The organism is Pantoea sp. GW821-FHT03E06, assembly GCF_059420725.1.
The window spans coordinates 1,993,903-2,016,472 of sequence record NZ_JBWKUG010000001.1; the positions used below are offsets into that span (position 1 = coordinate 1,993,903).

Sequence of the window (22,570 nt, forward strand, 5' to 3'; positions counted from 1 at the left end):
ATTGTCACCTTACTCGTTGATGCCTTTGGTACCACGGCGTTTCAGATAGGCATCCCAGCGGAAATCGTCGGCATTGTCTTTTGTCACCACCGCATAGCCGTTATCGAGGATGGGGAAGGCGAAAGGATTGGTGCCGTTGCGTTTGGCATCGTTCATGGGATCGATCAGTTCCGGATGAGCGGCGAGGAATAAGGTCATAAAGCCCATATAACCCTGAATGCCCTGATTCGGATTGATGGCGCCAAACACCTGGCCGCTTTTAATCATATCCAGCACCTTGGCGTTAACATCGACGGTCATCACTTTTACTTTGCCGCCATTTTCCGCCACCGCCTGCGCGGCACCGATCGCCGAGCTGGCTTCCGGCATGAAGATGCCTTTGAGGTTAGGGTTGGCCTGCAGCATTGAGAGCACGGCGTTATATGCCTTTGAAGGATCCTGATTGGTGGCGGCGCGCGCCACCAGTTTGCTATCCGGGAAGGCGGCTTTCATTTCGTTGATAAAAGCGGTGACGCGACGATCGTGATTATCCTGCCCCGGGTTTTCCAGTACGGCAAACTCTGCGCCTTTACCCATCGCTTTGCCAAGCTCATCGGCAGCGGCTTTGCCTTCACGGAAGTTGTCCGAGGTGATGTAAGCGACGCGTTTGCTGTTGGGAGAATCGGCGGCGAAGGTCACTACCGGAATGCCCATTTCAGCGGCGCGATTAATCGGTTCAATAAACGGATCGGGATTCATCGGATGAAGAAAGATACCGGCGGGTTTTTGCGCCAGGATTTGCTCAAAGCTGGAGAGCTGTTGGTTAACATCATAGGCTGGCGTGCCGCCGTAAACGGTTTTGCAGCCCAGCTGGTGCGCCGCCTGTTTGAACATTTCATAGACCGGGAACCAGTATTCCACGCCGGTTACCATCACGTTCATATAATAGGTTTCGCCGGGCTTACAGCGAAATTGTGGCGCGTCATCGGCGGCGCTTACGGTGCTGGTGAAACTGCTCGCCAGCAATAAACTCGCGAGAAGTGCGGTGATTTTTTTCATGTTTTTTCCCCGGAACTGACGCTGAATGTGTATGGCTCAGCCGTGACAACAAAACGCGGAAAAACGAGCCGGGGTTAATCGTGAAAATTATTTCTTATGCATGAAATAATTTTCACAAGGTATAAAAGCTGGCGCGAAAAAGATCAATTTATGGTTAACGAATTGTTTCGTAGTTGTGAGTGCGTTCACTAATTGCACTCTTAGGCTGGGTGCAAGCGGCGTTGATCGTCGTTGGTGTGCTCATGCTTTCATATGAAACCTGTCATCAGCTTTATGTGTGACAAAGCTCCCAATTATAAGGTTGCGTGATTGTTAATTGTTCTTCATTAGTTATGAATGAAGTGTAATTTATTTCGAATGAAGATTTTAGGCAATCAAATCGGAGCACCTCATGAACACAACCTTCACGTCTGTACAGCAACCTGATGATTTCAAACAGAACGTCCGCCAGATGAAAAAAGCGCTGAGAGAGCAGATTGGCGATGTCGAAGGGCTGTTTGAACAAGTCAGAAGCAAAATCGTTAACGAAATTGCCGCCGCCCGCGCCGAAGAAGCCCAAAACGGATCGGCATGGCCACAAGTCACTCAGCAGGACATCGCTACCGGACGCATCAGCGAGGCAGTGAAGGATCATATTCGTCGTCGCGGCTGCGTGGTGGTGAAACAAACTTTCGCGCGCGATCAGGCATTGGCGTGGGATGAATCAATGCTCAAGTACCTCAATGACAATGATTTCGATAATGTCTACAAAGGGCCAGGCGATAACTTCTTCGGAAATCTTGAGGCCTCACGCCCGGAAATCTATCCGATTTACTGGAGCGATGCGCAAATGTCAGCGCGCCAAAGTGAAGCCATGGCGCAGACGCAGTCCTTCCTCAATCGCCTATGGAAGTTTGAGTCGCGCGGTATGCGCTGGTTTGAGCCGGACGTCAGCATTATCTATCCCGACCGCATTCGCCGCCGTTTACCGGGCACCACCTCAAAAGGGCTCGGCGCGCATACCGATTCCGGCGCGCTGGAGCGGTGGTTGCTGCCGGCTTATCAGCAGGTGTTCAGTAAAATCTTCACCAACCAGTTTGATCAATACGATCCGTGGGATGCGGCGCACCGCACGGAAGTGAATGAATATCAATCTGGCACCACCACCAAGTGCTCGGCATTCCGTACCTTCCAGGGCTGGACGGCACTATCGGATATGCAACTTGGGCAAGGTTTGCTGCATGTGGTGCCGGTGCCGGAAGCGATGGCCTATTTGCTGTTGCGTCCGCTGCTGAATGATGTACCAGAAGATGAGCTGTGCGGCGTCGCGCCGGGCAAGGTGCTGCCGGTATCTGCGCAGTGGCATCCCGAGCTGATTGAGGGGTTATGTTCGATTCCGGCGCTGCAGGCGGGCGATTCGGTGTGGTGGCACTGCGATGTGATCCATTCGGTTGCTCCGGTTGAAAACCAGCAAGGTTGGGGCAATGTGATGTACATTCCTGCCGCGCCGCTGTGTGAGAAAAATGCGGCTTATGCCAGCAAAGTCGCGCAGGCGCTGGCCAGCGGTGCGTCGCCGGGCGATTTCCCGCCAGAAGATTACGAAACACACTGGCGCAACCGTTTCACGCCTGAGGCGCTGAATGCCAACGGTCGCCGCAGTCTGGGATTGGACTGAATTTCTGGTAAGCTTGGCAAAAATCTTTCGGCAGCGGGTGTTATGAACGCACGTCATCAGCAAATTATTCAATTGGTTAGCGAGCGCGGTAGCGTCAGCGTAACTGAACTGGCGCAAACCACCGGCGTTTCGGAAGTGACCGTGCGTCAGGATCTCAATCTATTGGAGAAAGGCGGCTTTTTGCGCCGCGTGCACGGCTCTGCCGTGGCGCCAGAGAGCGATGACATTGGTGCGCGCATGCAAACCCGCTTTGCCGTGAAAAAACGGCTGGCGGAATATGCGGCGTCGTTGGTCAACAGCGGGGAAACGGTGTTTATCGAAGGGGGTAGCACCAATGCGTTGCTGGCACGCGAACTGAGCGATCGCAGCGATATCACGATCATTACCGTGAGTCATTACATCGCCGGATTGCTGCGCGAAAAGGGCGGCGATGTGATTATCCTCGGCGGTCTTTTTCAAAAAAGCAGCGAATCGGTGGTGGGGCCGCTGACGCGCTTATGCATTCAGCATCTTAATTTTCATAAAGCCTTTATCGGCATTGATGGCTGGGATGCGGTGACCGGTTTTACCAGTCGCGACATGCTGCGCTGTGACGTGGTGAATGCCATTATGGAAAAACCCACCCACACCATCGCGCTGACCGATTCATCGAAGTTTGGCCAGATTCATTCGTTTGCGCTGGCCCCCACACAGCCGTTTCAAACGCTTATCACCGATGACGGACTGGATACCGCCTATCAAAAGACGCTGCGTGCGCAGGGTGTAGCGCTAAATTTGGTTTAACTGACGAACCCATCACTGCGTGTGTCATTCAAGTGAAAATGGATTGATAAATTGCCTGCCCCATAGACTTGCGCGGTCAACCTGGTTCAGTTCTGCTTCATCACATACGTTGCGCCAGTGGCTTTCGATCGACGTTTTCATCATCATGAACTGCTCATGCGCATCAGTGCGACTCAACGCAAAATGATGGGCCGCGTTCAGACAACTGGTCATGCGGCTTAAATTATTATTGCCGCTGATGAGCATAGCCTGAGAAGCTTCATTACCCGCTCGCCCCTGCGGGCAAATGTCATAAGCTGGCGTCAGACTAAAGGTATTACCATCCCAAAATGCGGCGTGATTTCGCGCATGATCATCGGTATTGCCGCAAAGAATATTGAAACAGAGCCGCTTATACAGTTCCAACAATGTCTGATTGGGTGATGCGAAGCGCTGACGAATTATTTCAGCTAACGTCTCATAACTGGCATAGCGTGCGAGCATATCGTCGAGTTCAAACAAAGTCAGAGCGGAGAGCATAACTTTGCGTGTCCATCCATTGGATTGGTATTCACGGTCAAAGCGCTCAATCATGATCACATCGCGCCCTCCAGCCTTAACAAGCTGCACGGGTGCGACATTTAAGCCTGCGAAATATGCAAGCCGCATTGCAAGAAATTCGCCCTTTACCACATTCCATATATCGGCACTGGCTGAAAATTTAGCGATATATTTTTTTCCATCAAATTCGATTAACGCTTTTGGACGTGCGCCGCCAATCGATGTGCCATGAAACAACGCTTGATCCAGTTCTGCTGTCAACGGCACACCTTTTTCAACCCGATCGGCTGACTCGAGTAATTCAGGAAGACTCACATTTTCAGCGGCTCTGGGAATATAGTCCGTTGCGGAATGTTGGAAATCCAAAGCACCAATGCGATCTGAACCGGACTCCATCAGGTAGGTCAGTTCATCAAGCATTCCGGTATCAACATTGGCACCTTTTCGTCCCATACGACGGTTAATGATGACACGACGGCCCCAAGCATCAGGCGCGCTATCTCGAATACAACCCGCAATTTTCAGGCCATTCAAAGGAGGAATAATACCCGTACGCAAAGGAAGTTCGTTCGGATTAAGCGGAATACGATTTTCTCGTTGTAGGTAACTGCGACCATAGTTGAAAAAGAGAGTGTCTCCCTCAGTTTCCAGTCTTCCCGCTACCACCGGGTGAGTTTCACCCGGCAACCATATCCATACGTAAGCTTCTCTAACATGCTGTTCAGAAGTCATCTTTCACCTTCCTGGTGCTCTTTATTTTACTGGTGTGTTTTGGTAATAGCTTTAGCTTTTCCTCCACACGATTACGATGACTGACCAATGATGGCAAACTCACCTCTGTATCAAAAAGAGGAATACCCAAAATGGCCGCAATCTCAAAATAGGTGCCAATCTGGCATTTAACATCGCCTTGCTCAACGCGATATAACGTTCCCCGAGAAATTCCGGCTCTTTCTGCCAATTCTGCGGCGGGGATCTGTTTCTCAATACGTTCAGCACGAATCAGAGAAGCCAATAACGTAATGGCTTCCTGAGCATATCGAGAGGGGGGGGATCCAACAAAAGTCATGATTTGCTCCATACACAATACAAATAGCCGTTATATGTACTACATATAGAACACTATAAACCGAGGAGAAATTCTAATCCATCTTGGGAAAATGAAGGTGGGTGTTCTCTATACAGCACATATAGGCCTTATATGTACTGTACAGAGAACATTGAGGTTGAAATTACGATACCAGCGCCTGCGCCGTTACTTCATCGGTAATCAAACCGGTTACCAGCCCGCTGGCGAGCACCGCGCGGATCGCTTCAACTTTGCTGACGCCGCCTGCCAGCGCCACAATCTCTGCGCGATGCGCCAGATCCAGTTCCACCGACAAGGTGCGCGACGTCAGATTGGTGTTAATCATCTGCCCGTTAGCGTCAAAGAAATGCCCGAGTAATTCACCGACCGCGCCCGATGAGGAGATGTCGTTGATCTCTGCTTCATCAATCATACCGGCCTCAACCAGCTGCGCCGCCGGTTCCACCGTGCCAATCCCCACCAGTTTAATTTCGCTCTGCGCCGCCATGGCAAACACCTCACTCACGCCACGCTGCGCCAGCAGGACGTCACGATCTTCCTGGGTATTAGCAAAAAACGGTACCGGCATCATGTAGGCTTGTGCACCGGTTTTCTCCGCGATGCGATGCATAACATCGTGCGGATTCAGCGCGTAGTTGCGCGTCAAACAGCCAAGCAGCGAGACAAAACGCATGTGCGGCGCATCGATGCGTGGCAGCTGGTGGATGGCAGCGGAAAGGGTGCGACCATGCCCAAGGCCTAGCGTGGTGGAGGGCGATGAAGCCAGGAGATTGCGCAGATAGTCCGCGCCCGCCATACCCAATGCGCGCACCGGCAATCCCTCTTCACCGAGATCGGGCGCGACCTGGCAAAAGTTCAAGCCGAACTTTGCGCGCAGTCGATCTTCTAACGCCACGCAGGCCACGATATCGCCATCAATGGATACCTTTACCGCGCCTTCCGCCACCACGCGCGCAATCATACGGTGCGTTTTAACCGACGGCAGCCCAAGCCGTTTCGCGACTTCGGCCTGCGTCAAGCCGCCAACGTAGTGCAGCCAGGCGGCGCGCAGCGCCAGAGATTCGTCGCGTTCAGTAGAGGTTGGAGCCGGTTTCATGGTTTACGTCCTGTTAGTTAGACAAATGCAGATCCTGCACGCCGGTATCGATATGCCCGGCCCAGAAGGCGACGCTCTCGGCAATCTCATTGACCACGTTGCTATCTGTCGGCTCGCGTTCTTTAAAGCTCAGCTCCAGACAGATCTCATTATCCTGCGCTCCACCACGCGCCAGCGCGTCCAGCAGCGGCTGGGGCTGAATGCGGCCGCCGGCATTGTACTGCAATGTAAACGGTCTGTGGCCGCCTTTATCCAGCATGCTCTGCTTGATGTGGATAATCGGCGAGTAGCGCGGCACCGCTTCCGCCCACGCGTAAGGATCGAAGTCGCGCGGATCGGCAGAGGTAACATCACCGTGATCGATATCTGCCATCATCCACATCGGTACGGCCATTGCTGCCTGGCTCAGCCGCTGCTGCAGGGCTAAACAGGCCGGGATGGTTTCACCGAATTCGCGGCCCACGCTCATCGGTTCCCAGAACAGGTATGTTAACCCGGCGGATTTTGCGTGTTCGGCCACCTCAGCCCAGCAATCAATGGCAATGTCGATTAACGCGGCGCGGCGCGTCGTATCGTTGAAATCTTGCTGGGTAAAAATGGCAAACTGCGAACCCACTGCAGCACCGCCCAGTTCCGCGGTAATGTCGGCAAAGGTTTTGAACCAGTCTACGTAGTAACGGCGTACCGCAACGTCAGGATGGCCAAAATGGTTGAGGCGGCCATAAGGTCCGGTCATACCCGACGTGATGCGCACGCCCGTTGCGCCCAGCGCCTGCTGCATGCGCCGCGTCATGCGGTTTATGGTGGCAGCGGGCCAGCTGGGATTGATAAATTCGTGGGTCAGCTGCACGTCACGAATGCGAATCTGCTGCGCCACGGTGTGAATCAAATCCTGGGGATCGGCAAAGCGGTTCACCAGCGGGTTGGTATTGAGTGACAGCGTTAACGGCATGGTTCACCTCTTATCCGGCGTGCGCACGCAGCGGTGCGGGGGCAGCATAGGTGGCGTTGAACCACTGCGTGAAAGCCTGCTGCTGCGCCTCATCGAGATGCAGCTTATGCTTGGTGCGGCGCCAGAGCACATCCTCTGCCTGCTGCGCCCATTCGTATTCCACCAGATAGCGCACCTCAGCTTCATACAGCTGCCCACCGAAATGACGTCCCAGATCGCCCAACGCATTGGCGTGATCGATAAGCTTGTCCATACGTGTGCCGTACAGACGCGCGTAGTGTTTCCGCAGCGGCTGAGGCAGCCACGGCCAGCGTGATTTAACCTGCTCTAAAAACGTCTCGAAATCGGCGTGCGGCATATCGCCGCCCGGTAAGGTGGCGGCGCGCGTCCAGTCGGCACCCATGTTCGGGAAGTAGGGCGCCAGTTTTTGCATGGCGTGCTCAGCGAGCTTACGGAAGGTGGTGATTTTACCGCCAAATACGTGCAGCAGCGGGGCGTTTTGCCGATCGTCGAGGTCGAAAACATAGTCTCGCGTGACGGCAGAGGGATTGCCTTTGCCGTCATCAAACAGCGGACGCACGCCGGAAAAGCGCGTTATCACGTCGTTGGCGCGCAGTTTCACCTTAAAATAGCGATTAACCACATCGATCAAGTATTGCTGCTCGCTATCATCGACCGTGACCGCTTCCGCTTTGCCTTCCCACGCAATATCGGTGGTGCCGATCAGCGCGTTATCGCCTTCATACGGGTTAATAAAGATCACGCGCTTATCCGTGTTTTGCACCAGATAAGCCTGCTGACCTTCCCAGAATTTCGGCACAATAATGTGCGAGCCTTTTACCAGGCGCACGTTGCGATTGCTTTTGGTGTGCGTCACCTGATTGACGATATCCAGCACCCACGGGCCTGCCGCATTTACCAGCACTTTGGCAAACACAGTGCGTGACGCACCGCTGGCATCCTGCAAGGTGATTTCCCATTTGCCGCTATGGCGCGTGGCTGCCACGCAGCGGGTGCGCGGCAGAATGGTGGCTCCCCGTTCGGCGGCATCCAGCGCATTCAGCGTCACCAGTCGCGCGTCATCGACCCAGCAATCGGAGTATTCGAATCCTTTGTGATAGCTATCCAGCAGCGCCGCGCCCTCAGGATCGCGGCTTAAATCCAGTGAACGGGTGCCCGGTAATTTTTTGCGGCCCCCAAGGTGGTCATAGAGAAACAGCCCCAATCGCACCAGCCACGCCGGGCGATCGCTCGGGCTGTGGGGCAGAACAAAACGCATCGGCCAGATAATGTGCGGTGCCGCGTTAAGCAACACTTCACGCTCGATAAGCGCTTCACGCACCAGACGAAACTCATAATATTCCAGATAGCGCAAACCGCCGTGCACCAGCTTGCCGGAGCGCGATGACGTGCCCTGGGCGAGGTCATCTTTTTCACACATCATCACCGATAACCCGCGCCCGGCGGCGTCGCGCGCAATGCCTGCGCCGTTAATGCCGCCGCCAATCACAAACAGATCCAGCATGTGTTCACTCATGATTTACTCCTTAAAACTGTTTAAGCGCATGCCAGGCGGCAGGAAGATCGTTACGCATCTGTTGATAGGTGGCGAAAAGCGGGTGATAGCGCTGCATCAGATCGGTAGATGGCGCTTCGGGTGCATCCAGCAGCGGCATGACCCAGGTTTTAACGCAGCTCTCCATTGATGGATAAGCACCAATCGCGACCGCCGCCATCATCGCGGCACCGGCCGCACCGGCTTCATCGCGCTGGCTGATACGCACTGGCGCACCAAGGCAGGCTGAGAGAATCTGGCGTAACGGCTGCGAGCGCACGGCCCCGCCGGTTAAACGAATTTCGCCCGGCAGGCTGCCCATCGCCAGATAGCAATCGCGCGCCGCCATGCCGATGCCTTCGATCACCGCACGCACCAAATCGCCAAAATTGTGGGTGTAGCTCAGGCCGGTAAAGCTGGCGCGCGCCTCGGCATTGACAAACGGCCCGCGTTCACCGGCGATGGAGATGTAAGGGTGATAGAGCAGGGTGCCGGGCTTCGCGTCGTTGAGCCAGCGATCGATATGGCCGACCAAACGGGCATGATCGATTTCACAACCAAAGCTGCTGAGCAGGTCACTGGCGAGGTTTAACAGCCAGTCGAGATTGAGCGTGGATGCCATATTGGTTTGCACCTGCGTGACATAGCCCGGCCACGGCAGCGGAATAACGTAACCGGTTTGCGCCGGATTCAGCCACACCTCATCAATGGTCACGCTGCGCAGGTGCACGCCGGTTGAGCCAACAATCGAGCAGGCGGTATTAGCTTCTCCGGTATGCACGCCAGCACCCAGCGCGGTCATCGCCATATCGACATAGCCGAGGCAGATAGGCGTGCCAGCGCGCAAACCGGTAGCCTGCGCGGCGTCGGCGGTGAGAGGATGAGTCGTTTGCGTACCCTCAATGATCTCGGGCAGCAGATGGCGACGATGCTCAAGGCCCAGTGCGGCAATGACCCGATCGTCGTAGCGCTGATGGCGGAAGTTGCCGAAGGTAAAACTCGCTTCTGAGGGGTCGGTGGCGCGTATGCCGGTGAGGTTCAGGTAGAGCCAATCTTTGCAGTGCAGCGCGACTTCGCTTTGCGCCAGCAGTTCGGGATAGAACTGGTCCATGTGCGCGAGCTGCGCGCCCTGCTGGCAGGTGTTGAGTCCGGTGCCCGTGGCGTTGAAGCGCTGAGCCGCTAAGGGATGCTGATTGAGTTTTTCTACCGTGGGAGCCGCACGGGCATCCAGCCAGATCCACGCATCACCGACCGGCTGATTATTCGCCCCCACCAGCCAGCTACCGTCTCCCTGGGCAGTGACGGCCACCGCCACTACGCGCGCGGCCAGATTGTCGACGCGCTCGCCTAATTTACGTATCGCCGTCACCGCATCTTGCCAGGTTTGCGTCATCGATTGCTGCGCCGCGCCGCCTTCACTGCGGTAATAACTGTTACGCACTGATGCGCATGCCAGCTGCGTGCCTTCCAGATCAAATGCCACCGCTTTAACCACCGAGGTGCCGGAATCCAGACCCAGAATGATATCGCCACTATCCACGTACACCTCCGAGAGAAGAAGAGTGATCACCCGACGTATTACAGCCGCCCGCTGTGTTAACAGCCTGTGATGATTTTGCTAAATAATGTCTTACACCACTTCTCACTGAGATAACATATCTTCTGTATTATTTTTCTTTAAAACAAATAAATTTCAGTAGGGATAGCGAAGTCGATCACGAAAATGATGCTAAAACCGCGGGAGAAGCGATGAGCAACCTTGTGATAAATGCTTGTATTGCGCTGTTAATGCGGTTTGTGACGCGTCCGACATCAATTAAGCGATCCAGATCGCTCTCCTGAAAAAATTGCGGCGTACCTGTTGACAATTTAGTCACATCAGCTCAATTCTCATCACACAAGTTATCACATTTATAACATTATCGGCGCGATTATCGCAGCTGATAACCGTGAGAGGTCACGTTATGTCCGATGTCTCAATACTTGCGAAACAGATCTCCCGTAAGCGTACCAGGCGCTATGCGGCGATTGCGTTGGTGGTCGTCGCCGTCATCGCCGCGATGGCGCTGGATACTAAAGTGGTCAAAATCGGCTCCGCGGATGATGCGCAGGAACAAGGGTTCTCAGCGGATAGCTACGGCCAGAAAACCTTCCCGACCATCCAGCACGACGTCGAATCTCGTGCGGTTGAGGCCAAAACGCTGGCGGACGCGCTGCAGGTAAATCAGCAGGACGCGGTGCAGAAATATGGCGTGGGCACGCCGCTGCCGGTGTTCGCGGTGAAACTGGAAGGCGTGGTGCAAGCGGGTCAGATGGGCATCTTCCCGCTACAGGTTGCCGGATTGCCGGAAGGAACGCAGGTGCGACTGCAAACCGGCCCGGCGATAACCGGCACCGATCTGCGTGACGCCAACGGCAAAATTCAGTTCGGCGACTTTACCAACCAGATTGAGTACCAAAACGCCGGTTCGGCGATCAATCGCGCGATGAAAACGGCGGTACTCGACAAGCTGGACCGCGATGCGCTACCGGGCAAAACCGTGCAGGTGGTCGGCGTATTCCGCCTGCTGAACGCGAAGAACTGGATGGTGACGCCGGTTAGCATGGAGGTGAAATGAAACCGTTCAACGTTAATCCTGCCTTGCTGAAAGGTGAAGTGATCCTACAGGCGCGCAATATCAGCAAAGTCTACGGATCAACGCACGCGCTGAAGGGCGTCAATTTCGAAATTCGTCGTGGCGAAGTGACCACGCTATTTGGTGAAAACGGCGCGGGTAAATCGACGCTGATGAAAATTTTGTCGGGCGTAGTGACGCCAACTACCGGGGAAATTCTGTTAAACGGCGAGGAGAAAGTATTTCGATCCGCTACGGAAGCGCGAGACTGCGGCATCTCAATTATCCATCAGGAACTGAATCTCGCACCGAATATGAACGTGCGCGACAACATCTTTATGGGGCGCGAAATCATGAAGCCGGGCGGCGTGGATTACGCCGAAGAGGCGCGCGTCACGGCGCACCTGATGGCCGCGCTGGAAGAGGAGATTGATCCCCTGACGCCGGTAGAGAACCTGCGTCTCGGCCAGCAGCAGATCGTCGAAATCGCTCGTGCTCTATCGGTAAATTCACAGATTCTAATCATGGATGAGCCCACCTCAGCGCTCAGCGCGGCAGAAGTCGCCGTGTTATTTCAGGTGATACGCGATTTAACCAGTCAGGGCGTGGCGATTGTTTATATCTCCCATCATCTGGAAGAGGCGCTGGAGATTACCGATCGCGCGGTGGTATTGCGTGACGGCGTAATGACGGCCTACGCCAAACGCGATGAGATCGATCTCGAATGGATCGTGCGCAATATGGTGGGCGATCACTTTGATCTGGGATCGCCGCCCACAGGCTATGAGTTCGGTCTGCCAGCATTAACCGTTAACGATCTCACGCTGAAAAGCAAAACCGGCATTCGGCTGGTGGATAACCTGTCGCTGGCGGTGAAAGCCGGGGAGATCGTCTGTATTTACGGCCTGATGGGCGCCGGACGCACCGAGCTGCTGGAGTGTATCGCCGGGCGACTGCACCAAAACAGCGGCCACATTCTGCTGCAGGACACCGATGTCTCTGCGCTGACCATTTCACAACGCATTCAAATTGGGCTGGCGCTGGTGCCGGAAGACCGGCAGCGCGATGGCCTGGTGCAAACCATGTCGGTGGGCGAAAACCTGTCACTCGCCAGTATCAGTGAGTTTGTACGCGGCCTGATGCTCTCCAGAAGCCGTGAAAAACAGCTGGTTAACGACAGTATTCGTAACGTGACGGTGAAAACATCCGGTGGCGAAGCGGCGATTGGCTCGCTCTCTGGCGGCAATCAACAAAAAGTGGTGATTGGCAAAATGCTCGCCACGCGTCCCAAAGTGATTTTGCTGGATGAACCGAGTCGCGGCATCGATATCGGCGCCAAAGCCGAGGTGTTTCGCCTGCTGGCCGAGAGTGCCAAAAAGGGGCTGGCGGTGGTGTATACCACGTCGGAAGTGGGTGAGTGTTTGAGTATTGCGCATCGGATCGTGGTGATGAGCAAAGGGCGCATTTCCGCCATCTTCGACGCAAACGTGAGCAAAGAACGCATTATGGCCGCTTCAGGCGAGTCTCTGGTGGCATGACATGAAAAACGGAGCAAAACAGATGACTGACAGAACACAAACGCTGGCCACGCCGCCGATCGCCACCAAAAAAAACAGCGATAAACAGCTCCATCTGGCGCGTTTGCTGCTGGAAGGGCGCGCATTCATCGCGCTATTGGTGATTATCGCCACCTTCTCTTTCCTGTCGCCTAACTACTTTACCGGCGCCAATTTTCTCACCATGGCGTCGCATGTGGCGATCTTCGGATTACCGGCGATCGGCATGCTGCTGGTGATCCTCAACGGCGGCATTGATTTGTCGGTGGGCTCAACGCTCGGTCTGGCGGGCGTGATGGCCGGCTTTATGATGCAGGGGATCAATCTAGAAGCGTTCGGCGTGGTGCTGTATCTGCCGGTTTGGGCGGTAGCGATTTTGACGCTGGTGGTCGGCGCGCTGGTGGGCTTAGTCAACGGTATCCTCATCGCCTGGTTCCGCGTACCGGCGTTCGTTGCCACCCTCGGCACGATGTATGTGGCGCGCGGTATTGCGCTGCTGATCACTAACGGTCTGACCTACAACAAGCTCTCGGGTAGCGAAGCGCTGGGCAACAGCGGGTTCGACTGGCTCGGCTTTAATCGACTCTTCAACATACCGGTTGGCGTGCTGGTGCTTGGCGTTGTGGCGCTGGCCTGTGGTTTTCTGCTTAGCCGCTCGGCCTTTGGTCGCTGGCTTTATGCTTCGGGCGGTAACGAACGCGCGGCCGATCTCTCTGGCGTGCCGGTGAAACGCATCAAAATCAGCGTTTATGTGTTGTCGGGTATCTGCGCCGCGCTGGCGGGGCTGGTGCTCTCTTCACAGCTCACCTCGGCAGGCCCAACGGCGGGCACCACTTACGAGCTGACGGCAATTGCTGCGGTGGTGATTGGTGGTGCGGCCCTGACCGGCGGACGCGGTAACGTGCGCGGTACGCTGCTCGGCGCGTTCGTGATTGGATTTCTCTCTGATGGCCTGGTGATTATCGGCGTCTCTGCTTACTGGCAGACGGTGTTCACTGGTGCCGTGATCGTGCTGGCGGTATTGCTTAACACCCTGCAATACGGGCGGCGCGCTCGCTAACCCGCGCGTGCTGTATGAGCAGCGCGCGGATATCCGTAAAACCTGTACCCCTATAATAACGGAGCACCTACTATGTTCACCAAACGTCTCTTCATCGCGGCCGCGGCCATGGCCATCACCACCTTTGCTGCGCCAACCTGGGCGGATAACGGGCTAATGACCATCATCGTTAACGATCCTTCTAACCCTTACTGGCTGACGGAAGGCCAGGTCGCGCAAAAAGCCGCCGAGAAGCTGGGCTATAGCGCTAAAGTCAGCGCCCACAAAGGCGACACGAATACCGAAAGCCAGCTGATTGATACGGCGATTACCAATAAATCCAAAGCAATCATTCTTGACCCAGCCAATGCCGACGGCTCGGTTGGGTCGGTGAAAAAGGCCATTGCCGCCAATATTCCGGTGTTTATCATCAATGCTGAGCTCAACCAGAGCGGGCTCGCCAAAGCGCAGCTGGTTTCAAACAACGCGCAGGGCGCGGCTGTCGGCGCAATGGAGTGGGTGAAGCAGGTGGGTGATACTGCCAACTATGTTGAGCTGGTTGGCCCGCCGTCCGATAACAACGCCGCAACGCGCGCGAACGGCTTTGATACCGTGCTGACGCAATATCCCACGCTGAAGAAAGTGGGCCAGGAAGTGGCTAACTGGGATCGCACCCAGGGCTTCAATAAGATGCAGTCGCTGCTGCAGGCCAATCCCAACATCAAAGGCGTAATCAGCGGCAACGATGAAATGGCGCTGGGCGCGATTGCGGCGCTGAAAGAGGCGGGCAAGCTGAACCAGATTAAAGTGGGCGGTTTTGATGGTTCGCCGGATGCGGTTGACGCGGTAAAAGCCGGTACCCTGGCATATACCGTGATGCAGCCGGTAGCGCAGTTCGCGCAAAAAGCGGTAGAGCAGGCGGACAGCTTCCTGAAAACCGGTAAAACGGGCGCAGCCTCTGAGAAACAGCTGTTTGACTGCATTCTGATCACCAAAGAGAACGCCGGCAATTTCGCCTCGCCGTTTGTGTTGAAGCAGTAAGTAAAATCGGGTCGCCATAAATGGCGACCCTACAACTGACCTGTGCGGAGTTTGGCGCACCAGGACAATTTGCCAAAACCGTGTTTAAACGCTGTAATGAGTGCCGAACCCGCTTTTGCTTCTTTTCCCGGATGAAATATGGCGCACAACCCGCAGGACTCTTCCCTTGGCGTATTCATGGCCGAAACCTTACCCAGCGATAGCCGCCAGGCACGCCAGCTGGCACGTCGGCAACTGATTGCCGAAGCCGTGATGGCAGAAGGGGCAATCCGCATTGAAGATATCACCGATCGCTTCGGGATCAGTTTGATGACCGCACACCGTGATATTGATGAGATGGTAGAGCGGGGGTTGCTGCATAAATCGCGCGGTGTGGTCTCAGCTACGCCAACCAGCCTGGTTGAATCCAGCGATATCTACCGCGCCACGCGCCAGCTGGAAGAGAAGCAGGCGATTGCTGACGTCGCCGCCACCTATCTGGAGCCGGGACAGGCCATTTTCCTCGATGACTCCACCACGGTGTTGCAGATGGCGCGGCTATTATCAGCGCGTGCGCCGCTGACGGTGATCACCAATTCACTCACGTTAATGAATGAGCTGCGCAACGGCCGGGATATCACCTTGATGGGGTTAGGCGGCCAGTTTTATCACTGGTGCAATGCCTTTATGGGGCGCATGACGCGCGAAGAGATTGCCAGTCTGCGTGCCGACGTGTTTTTCGTCAGCATGTCGGCGATTATCGACGATGCCGTCTTTCATCAATCGGCCGAAACGGTAGAGACCAAACGCGCGATGTTTGATGCGGCACAGAAACGCATCCTGATGATGGACAACACCAAATTTGAGCGGCGTGCGCTGCACCGTTTTGCCCATCTGCGTGAATTTGATGTGGTGATAGTCAATCAGGGAACACCGATCCCTATTTTACGTCGCATGCAGGATCTGGGCGTGAATGTGGTCGTTGCTCCGATGAAAATATCCAGCAGCGTGTCATCATAAGACGCGTGTTATTGCGCCCAACGCTTTACGTTTATTTAAATATATTGAGACTTCAATGCTTTTTTTAGTTTCTTTAATCCAGGCGTTAATTATTCAGGGATTTCCTGGCAATTAAATGTCCAAATTGCTCTACGTTTACTATTCGGCCAAATTTCAGAATAATGGGGTATCTGATGCTGATTAAACTTAAACGTACGCGTACGCATGATGAGGACAGAAATCTGGCAATGTGGTTAGCCACGGCAGCCGGCGTGCTCAATGCTATTGCCCTGGGCGCATTTGGTTTTTTTCCCTCGCATATGTCAGGTAATACCTCACAATTATCCAGTGAAGTGTCGAACGTTAATTTTCGCGATATCACCTTTCTGGCCACCATTCTCGTTGCATTTGTTTGCGGCGCGGTTACCGCCAGAATGGTGGTGATTGGCGGATTAGCGAATGGCAATCGCATTATCTTTTGCCAAATTCTGTGGGTTGAAGGATTGGCGTTGATAGCGTTATCGCTGTTTGAGTTGTTCTTCTTTTCATCCGCTAATAACCGGGAAGTTATTGTCATTCTGGGCTTTCTGATGGGCGTGCATAATTCCACCTCAACACAGTTATCGAATGGTCGGGTACGTTCCACCCATATCACCGGTACGCTGACGGATGCCGGGATCTCACTGGCGTCGGTGCTGGCGGCACTGTTTCGTCGCGATCCGTCGAAAAATGTTTCGGGGCAAAAGCGGCAGTTGTGGACGCATCTGACCACGATTTTCTCTTTCCTGATCGGCGGGATTGTCGGTTTAATGATGTTTAAACACCTGGGTTTTAAAGCCATGGCAATGGTAGGCGCCATTTTAGTGCTGGTGGCCACGCTGGCGATGGTCAGAACATTAATACGCGCGAAGCGTACGGCGGCATAAACGGAGGTAACGGCTGGCAAAGCGACCACGATTTAACCGCTTTGCTAGTACCATCCTCAAATAGGAATTTTTACCTTTCACAAAAGCGTAAAACCCCTTAAATTCACGCCGACGAGCAGTACCAGTCGCAACAGATTGGGTATTTTAACAACAATCAAATAAACACTATTGCATGCCATAAAATAATGGCAGTGAGGCTTTGTATGCTTTTAAAACGCAGCTGTAAGATTGCTATTGTTATGTTGGTTATGTTTTCTGTTACCGCTTGCGGCATGTCGCATCGCGGGAGAAATACCGCCATTGGTGCCGGTGTGGGTGCCGTAGGTGGTGCGGTATTAACCGGCGGTAGTACGTTCGGCACGCTGGGTGGTGCAGCAATTGGCGGCTTGATCGGACACGAAGTGAGCCGTTAATTGTTTGCAATTTGATTCGCTGCCTCGTTCAGCGGCAGCGAATCAGACCAGCAGCAATTAACTCTTTTCTGACATTCCGCTTATTTCATCTTCTCCTGAACTAACCATTGTTTCACACTGGTTACCTCAATACCTTCACGGTAATTATAGGTATTTACCATTGGCCATGAAACGCCATCTTCCCGCGCAAACGCCAAACGATATGCAGCATACCGATCGTGGGGTGCGTTAATGTTCGCGGCCTTTAGCGTGGCAATACGCTCCACCTGACAGGTAAAATCTGTGGCGAAATGCTGGCCAAGTAATGCCGTGAGCTGCGTATAGGTGAGGGTGTCGCCGGCAATATAAATAACCTCATTACTTATCGCCGGCGTATGGAAAAACAGGCTCGCCGTTAATCGGCCAATATCTTCTGGCGTGGTCAGGGTTAACGCAAATTCAGCGTCTCCCAGTGCATGTACCGTGCGTGATGCAAGATTAACCACGCCAAAATCGGCTTCAAACAAAAAGCTGGTAAACATACCCGTCGAAACAATGACCCATTGCGTTTGCTGCTGGGCACGTAATAGCGATCTCACCGCGAGCTGTTCATCCCATACTGGTTGCCCGCTATTTTCGCCAATTCGATCGTAATCGACACCAAACTGCCAGGGGAAATAACGCGCCACCTTGGCCAACAGCACTGCCTCGGTTATTTTTATCTGTTTACCCATACCGCCCACGAAGCCGCTGCAGTTAATAATGGCATCATAGGGCGTAAACAGCTGGGCCAATTCCCCGATGGATACTGCATTAAAATCAGCCGTTAGGATGCCAATATCCCACCGAGCAAGTTGTTCTGCGCGTTGTTGGGCGCTTTGTGAGGCACTTTGTGGCCGTAATAATACGGTTAACCGGATTTCAGGATGGGATTCCCGCAGCGCATAAAACCCCTTAATTACCGCCATTCCCAATTCTCCGGCACCGATGATCAATATATTGCGCCAATGATTATTCACGTAATTGTTCATACTTTTCTCCTTAGGTTGCTGCTAAGGTTGCCCAGAAGAACGTGGCGCTGCAATCAGGCACATTAATGATACCGGGGAAGAGCATGAAATTAAGCGATGAGCAAATAACGGTGTTTGCCACCATTTGTGCGGCCCTTAACGATGAGGACGATATGCTTAAACGCGAAATTCTCACGCACGCAGGAAATCGCTGGTCGCTAAATGTTATTTATACGCTGGGGGTAAACGGCACCTTGCGACACGCCGAACTGGCCAAGGCGATGCCCGGCGTTACGCAAAGAATGTTAACGCGCACGCTGCGATCGCTTGAACGAGAGGGATTAATTAGCCGCTACGATCATCAGCGTAAACAGCCTCATCCGCGGGTTGATTACAGCCTGACGGAATTAGGTAAGGGGATGTTGACCAACATGTTACCACTGTGGCATTGGGTCATCGATAATGCAGCGTTAATACGTGATTCCCGCACCCGTTTCGATACTAAGGAGGGTCGCTCTGGCATCTAAGAAATAGCGTAACTTTCATAAGTTAATCAACATGGATAGGAGTCAATATATGGAGTTTCATCATAAAAGTTGGGAAGAAAAAGCATTCGACTTAGCCAATCAAGGTATCTCCCTTGAAAGTGATGACCAAAATGTCGCGGCGACATTCTCATGGGCTGCTGCGGCGGAATTAGCAAAGACACATCTGCGGGATAAAGAAATTTATTACTGGATCTTAAGCGGGTATGGTTCTTCATTAGTTAAGTGTCAACGCTATCAGGAGGCCATTGAAGCCGCTAATGAAGCGCTTGAATGGGAAGCAACGAAAGGCCAGATCCTTGCAAGAATGACCCTCGCGCGAGCGCTCTATGGAATGGGGGCAATTGACGGCGCGATAGCTTATTTCCAGCAAATATATGCGATGAAAGGCGAAGCTGTTTTTGATGCGTTTCCGGAATTCGATAAAAAAATGCTGGCAGATTTGATGGGACTATAAAAGCGTATTCCAACCTTCAGAGTGAAAAGAGCCTCAGTTAGGGCTCTTTTCCTACGCGATCGGAAACGTCCTACACGCCTGTGGGAACGGTATGATTTAACCCTAAGACACGCATCCTTACTCTTGCGGCATATAAATCGCATATGTTGCTGAGTGAGAGTCTGATGAATATTGTTTACCGCATTATCTGGAATAAAGTGACCGGGCAGTTTGTTGTCGCCTCCGAATTCGCGAGGGGAAAATGTAAATCAAGCCGTTCCCGCAATAGTGCCTTAATTAACGGCGTTTCGGCGGCCTTATTATTTGCAAGCGGTATGAGCACGGCACATGCCGGTTTGGTGGCGAGTGGCGTAAGCCAGAGCCATTCCGACCAGGATATCGTGACCAGCGCCAGTAATGACTATGGCATTCAGGCTGTTTTAGCCGGCGGTGAGATGAATTTCACCGGCGGCACGATCAACACCAGTGGCATTTCGGGCTACGGTGTGGTTGCTTCGGATCAAGGCATGGTTAATATCAGCGGCACCCAAGTGACCACCACCCGTGCTGACGTTCAGGCCCTGTATGCCACACGCAACGGCACAATAAATGCCGATGGTTTAACCGTGAATAGCAACGGCTATGGTGCGTATGTGACAACCAACAGCGCGATGGATTTCCTTAACGGCAGCATAACCAGCAGCGGCGATGGCGTGTATGTGGTCGGCACCAGCACGGTGAATTTTCTCAATAGCAGTGTCACCAGCAACAACCGTGGGCTGGTAGCGGGTGGACTGTCAACACTGACCGCCAGCGATGCCACGATTAATTCGGTAAATCAGGGCCTGTATGCGAACGGCGCAACCATTAACGGCGAACGTTTAATCGTCAATACCAGCGCTCGTAACGGTTACGGCGTGTTTGCCAATGGCACATCGGGCATTATCAGCCTGAAGAACAGTCGGGTGAATACTTTAGGCGATTATGCCAACGGCTTGTATACGGTCAATGGCACTTTTACTGCAGTACAGAACGATGTAGCGACCTCAGGTATCAATGCTCACGCGGTCTATGCCACTGGCTCAATGGCTAATCTGAATGTCACAGGCGGCTCGCTTAGTACCACAGGTGCAGGCGCTGCTGGCGTTCTTTCGAGCGGCGGTGCGCTTGTTAACGCAGATAATCTCTTCATTAACAGCAGCGGTGTGGCTCTTTCGGCCAGCGGCGCAACACTGGATGCCAGCAATATTACCCTAAACACCGCAGCAGGATCGTCAGCGATCGCTGCCGCTGCCGGTGCGACAATTACCGGAACCGCCATTCAGGGGCAGGTGGGCGATGCGGGTAATCTGGTCACCTTTGATGGCGCTGTCGGTGCCGCCAACAGCGTTACGCTGATGAATTCTGCCCTCAGCGTAACGGGAAATAGCGCAATGGGTATCAACAGCATCAACGGCAACAATCAGCTTGCGCTGACCAATACACAACTGAGCGCGGCTGAGGGCAGTGCCATCACACTGCAGAATGGCTCTTCGCTCACTCTCTCGTTGGAGGGATCCACATTAGGCGGAGCAACACTGCTTGATGCATTGGCCAGCGATACCCGCGCGCAGATCACCGCCAGCAATGGCTCGGTGATGGCGGGTAATATCACCGTTGATCCTGCTGCTACCGCTGCGAGCAGCCTGGCGCTGAATGATTCACAGTGGAGCGGCAGTGCGGCGAACCTGCAGGCGCTGACGCTGGAAAACGGCAGCCTGTGGAATATGACCGACAACTCAACTCTGCATACGCTGGCGCTGAATGACAGCACGCTGAATTTCGATCACAGCAATGGACGTTCAACAACCTTGACGGTGAAGGGTGACTTTACCGGCACGGGCGGCACGCTGATCATGAACACGGTGCTGGCTGGCGATGATTCAGACACCGATAAATTGCATGTAACGGGCAACACCAGCGGCACCACGCATGTCGTGATCAATAATGCCGGCGGTAGCGGGGCGCAGACGTTGAACGGGATTGAGTTAATTACCGTAGACGGCACGTCTGCCGGTGAGTTTAGCCAGCAAGGGCGTATTGCAGCAGGTGCTTATGACTATACCTTGTCGCGGGGCGCGGACACTAAAAACTGGTATCTGACCAGCGATGTCAATGCCGTGGACCCTGTTATCGATCCGGTGGTGGATCCGGTCGTTGACCCTGGCGTTGATCCCATCGAAAAGCCAGTGGTGCAGCCGGGTGCCGGCAAGCCTGCGCAGATGATTGTGCGTCCTGAGGTGGGCAACTATAACGCCAATATCGCGGCGGCTAACACCTTATTCACTTTGCGCCTGAGCGATCGTGGCGGCGAAACACACTATGTGGACGTGCTGACCGGCGAAAAGAAAACAACCAGTCTGTGGATGCGCAACCTCGGCGGCCATCAGCAGATGCGTGACAGCAGCGGACAGATCAAGACAGAAACCAATCGCTACGTGCTGCAGTTGGGCGGCGACCTTGCAACCGGGAGTTTCACCGGCAGCGATCGCCTGCATTTCGGTGCGATGGCCGGTTACGGCAACGCTCGCAGCAATAGCGATTCATCGGTTACCGGTTATCGTTCGCAGGGCCATACCAACGGTTATAACGTGGGCGTATACGGCACCTGGTATCAGCAGCCGGAACAGCACACTGGCGCCTATGTGGATAGCTGGTTGCAATATAGCTGGTTTAACAACAGCGTGAATGGCGATCATCTCGCCGCCGAGCGCTATAAATCAAACGGCTTTACTTACTCGCTGGAGAGTGGATACAGCTGGAAAGTGGGCGAAGATCGGGCGAAAAACAGCTACTTCATTGAGCCTAACGCGCAGTTCATCTGGATGGATGTGAAAGCAGACGATCATACCGAAGCCAATGGCACTCGCGTCAGCAGCCAGGGCGATGGCAACCTGCAATCACGTGTCGGTTTGCGTGCTTCACTGAAAACGGCGGGTGAACCGAATCAGGCGGTTTATCAGCCGTTCCTCGAAGCCAACTGGATTAATAACAGTAAGGACTTTGGTAGCACCCTGAACGGTGTCAGCATGACCAGCGAAGGGCAAAAAAACATCGCGGAAGTGCGCGTCGGCGTGGAGAGCAAACTTCCTTCAAGGGTTAACCTGTGGGGCAGCGTCGGTCAGCAAATGGGTAGCAATGATTACCGCGACACCAGCGCAATGATCGGGGTAAAAGTCAGCTTCTGATCACCATTGTCCACGTTTAGCGATGCCGGGCCGTTTAGCCCGGCATTTTTACAGCTCATTGATGGGCATAACAAAATAGCGCTATGCTTAAAAAAAT

General features: G+C 53.9%; 20 protein-coding genes and 1 pseudogene. 13 read left to right on the forward strand and 8 right to left on the reverse strand.

Going from position 1 to position 22,570, the window contains the following annotated elements:
* Positions 1-9: 9 nt before the first annotated feature.
* Positions 10-1,038 carry a substrate-binding domain-containing protein gene (locus AC07WB_RS09300; RefSeq protein WP_494940381.1) on the reverse strand — a complete coding sequence of 343 codons (1,029 nt, stop codon included), beginning with the start codon at positions 1,036-1,038 and terminating at the stop codon, positions 10-12.
* A gap of 391 nt (positions 1,039-1,429) precedes the next feature.
* Here AC07WB_RS09300 and AC07WB_RS09305 point away from each other — a divergent pair, with 391 nt between their 5' ends.
* Both AC07WB_RS09305 and AC07WB_RS09310 read left to right on the forward strand, forming a co-directional pair.
* Entirely contained in the window at positions 1,430-2,692 is a 1,263-nt protein-coding gene (locus tag AC07WB_RS09305) for a DUF1479 domain-containing protein (RefSeq protein ID WP_494940382.1), read from the forward strand.
* Between the two features lie 42 nt (positions 2,693-2,734).
* Positions 2,735-3,475: a DeoR/GlpR family DNA-binding transcription regulator gene (locus AC07WB_RS09310; RefSeq protein WP_097097342.1), complete on the forward strand. Its 741-nt coding sequence runs from the start codon at positions 2,735-2,737 to the stop codon at positions 3,473-3,475.
* A 24-nt stretch (positions 3,476-3,499) separates the two neighbouring features.
* On the opposite strand, the gene AC07WB_RS09315 is transcribed toward AC07WB_RS09310, so the two are convergent.
* The 6 genes from AC07WB_RS09315 to AC07WB_RS09340 all read right to left on the reverse strand — a co-directional run bounded on the left by AC07WB_RS09315 (position 3,500) and on the right by AC07WB_RS09340 (position 10,248).
* Positions 3,500-4,747: a type II toxin-antitoxin system HipA family toxin gene (locus AC07WB_RS09315; RefSeq protein ID WP_097097341.1), complete on the reverse strand. Its 1,248-nt coding sequence runs from the start codon at positions 4,745-4,747 to the stop codon at positions 3,500-3,502.
* A complete protein-coding gene (locus AC07WB_RS09320) occupies positions 4,737-5,084 on the reverse strand; it encodes a helix-turn-helix domain-containing protein (RefSeq protein WP_097097340.1) in 348 nt (115 codons plus the stop codon). The genes AC07WB_RS09315 and AC07WB_RS09320 overlap by 11 nt, the downstream gene beginning before the upstream one ends.
* A gap of 163 nt (positions 5,085-5,247) precedes the next feature.
* A complete protein-coding gene (locus AC07WB_RS09325; protein WP_097097339.1) occupies positions 5,248-6,201 on the reverse strand; it encodes a sugar-binding transcriptional regulator in 954 nt (317 codons plus the stop codon).
* Positions 6,202-6,214: 13 nt separating this feature from the next.
* Positions 6,215-7,153 carry a sugar phosphate isomerase/epimerase family protein gene (locus tag AC07WB_RS09330; RefSeq protein ID WP_097097338.1) on the reverse strand — a complete coding sequence of 313 codons (939 nt, stop codon included), beginning with the start codon at positions 7,151-7,153 and terminating at the stop codon, positions 6,215-6,217.
* A gap of 10 nt (positions 7,154-7,163) precedes the next feature.
* The gene (locus AC07WB_RS09335) at positions 7,164-8,690 is read right to left on the reverse strand and encodes a glycerol-3-phosphate dehydrogenase (RefSeq protein ID WP_097097337.1); all 1,527 of its coding nucleotides are present in this window, start codon (positions 8,688-8,690) and stop codon (positions 7,164-7,166) included.
* A 10-nt stretch (positions 8,691-8,700) separates the two neighbouring features.
* Positions 8,701-10,248 carry an FGGY-family carbohydrate kinase gene (locus AC07WB_RS09340; RefSeq protein WP_494940383.1) on the reverse strand — a complete coding sequence of 516 codons (1,548 nt, stop codon included), beginning with the start codon at positions 10,246-10,248 and terminating at the stop codon, positions 8,701-8,703.
* Between the two features lie 424 nt (positions 10,249-10,672).
* Here AC07WB_RS09340 and AC07WB_RS09345 point away from each other — a divergent pair, with 424 nt between their 5' ends.
* The 7 genes from AC07WB_RS09345 to AC07WB_RS09375 all read left to right on the forward strand — a co-directional run bounded on the left by AC07WB_RS09345 (position 10,673) and on the right by AC07WB_RS09375 (position 17,276).
* Positions 10,673-11,326: a DUF2291 domain-containing protein gene (locus AC07WB_RS09345; RefSeq protein WP_494940384.1), complete on the forward strand. Its 654-nt coding sequence runs from the start codon at positions 10,673-10,675 to the stop codon at positions 11,324-11,326.
* A complete protein-coding gene (locus AC07WB_RS09350; RefSeq protein ID WP_097097334.1) occupies positions 11,323-12,861 on the forward strand; it encodes a sugar ABC transporter ATP-binding protein in 1,539 nt (512 codons plus the stop codon). The genes AC07WB_RS09345 and AC07WB_RS09350 overlap by 4 nt, the downstream gene beginning before the upstream one ends.
* A 22-nt stretch (positions 12,862-12,883) precedes the next feature.
* Positions 12,884-13,939, forward strand: a complete 1,056-nt coding sequence (locus tag AC07WB_RS09355; protein ID WP_176519175.1) for an ABC transporter permease — start codon at positions 12,884-12,886, stop codon at positions 13,937-13,939.
* A gap of 72 nt (positions 13,940-14,011) precedes the next feature.
* Entirely contained in the window at positions 14,012-14,959 is a 948-nt protein-coding gene (locus AC07WB_RS09360) for a D-ribose ABC transporter substrate-binding protein (protein WP_007888383.1), read from the forward strand.
* A 138-nt stretch (positions 14,960-15,097) separates the two neighbouring features.
* Positions 15,098-15,958, forward strand: a complete 861-nt coding sequence (locus AC07WB_RS09365; protein WP_097097332.1) for a DeoR/GlpR family DNA-binding transcription regulator — start codon at positions 15,098-15,100, stop codon at positions 15,956-15,958.
* 173 nt (positions 15,959-16,131) lie between these two features.
* Positions 16,132-16,863, forward strand: a complete 732-nt coding sequence (locus tag AC07WB_RS09370) for a DUF1275 family protein (protein ID WP_097097331.1) — start codon at positions 16,132-16,134, stop codon at positions 16,861-16,863.
* Between the two features lie 203 nt (positions 16,864-17,066).
* A complete protein-coding gene (locus tag AC07WB_RS09375) occupies positions 17,067-17,276 on the forward strand; it encodes a YMGG-like glycine zipper-containing protein (protein ID WP_064738688.1) in 210 nt (69 codons plus the stop codon).
* Between the two features lie 80 nt (positions 17,277-17,356).
* Here the strand turns inward: AC07WB_RS09375 and AC07WB_RS09380 are convergent, their stop codons facing one another.
* The gene (locus AC07WB_RS09380; protein ID WP_494940385.1) at positions 17,357-18,250 is read right to left on the reverse strand and encodes an aromatic alcohol reductase; all 894 of its coding nucleotides are present in this window, start codon (positions 18,248-18,250) and stop codon (positions 17,357-17,359) included.
* Between the two features lie 119 nt (positions 18,251-18,369).
* Between AC07WB_RS09380 and AC07WB_RS09385 the strand changes: the two genes are divergently transcribed.
* The 4 genes and pseudogenes from AC07WB_RS09385 to AC07WB_RS09400 all read left to right on the forward strand — a co-directional run bounded on the left by AC07WB_RS09385 (position 18,370) and on the right by AC07WB_RS09400 (position 22,473).
* Complete coding sequence (locus tag AC07WB_RS09385) at positions 18,370-18,792, forward strand: winged helix-turn-helix transcriptional regulator (protein WP_097097329.1); 423 nt, start codon at positions 18,370-18,372, stop codon at positions 18,790-18,792.
* 49 nt (positions 18,793-18,841) lie between these two features.
* Positions 18,842-19,267 (forward strand): hypothetical protein, encoded by a 426-nt coding sequence (locus AC07WB_RS09390; RefSeq protein ID WP_494940386.1) that lies wholly within the window; start codon positions 18,842-18,844, stop codon positions 19,265-19,267.
* Positions 19,268-19,431: 164 nt separating this feature from the next.
* Positions 19,432-19,557: pseudogene (locus AC07WB_RS09395) on the forward strand (ESPR domain-containing protein); the annotation flags it as partial.
* Between the two features lie 24 nt (positions 19,558-19,581).
* Positions 19,582-22,473 carry an autotransporter outer membrane beta-barrel domain-containing protein gene (locus AC07WB_RS09400; RefSeq protein ID WP_494941060.1) on the forward strand — a complete coding sequence of 964 codons (2,892 nt, stop codon included), beginning with the start codon at positions 19,582-19,584 and terminating at the stop codon, positions 22,471-22,473.
* Positions 22,474-22,570: the final 97 nt, after the last annotated feature.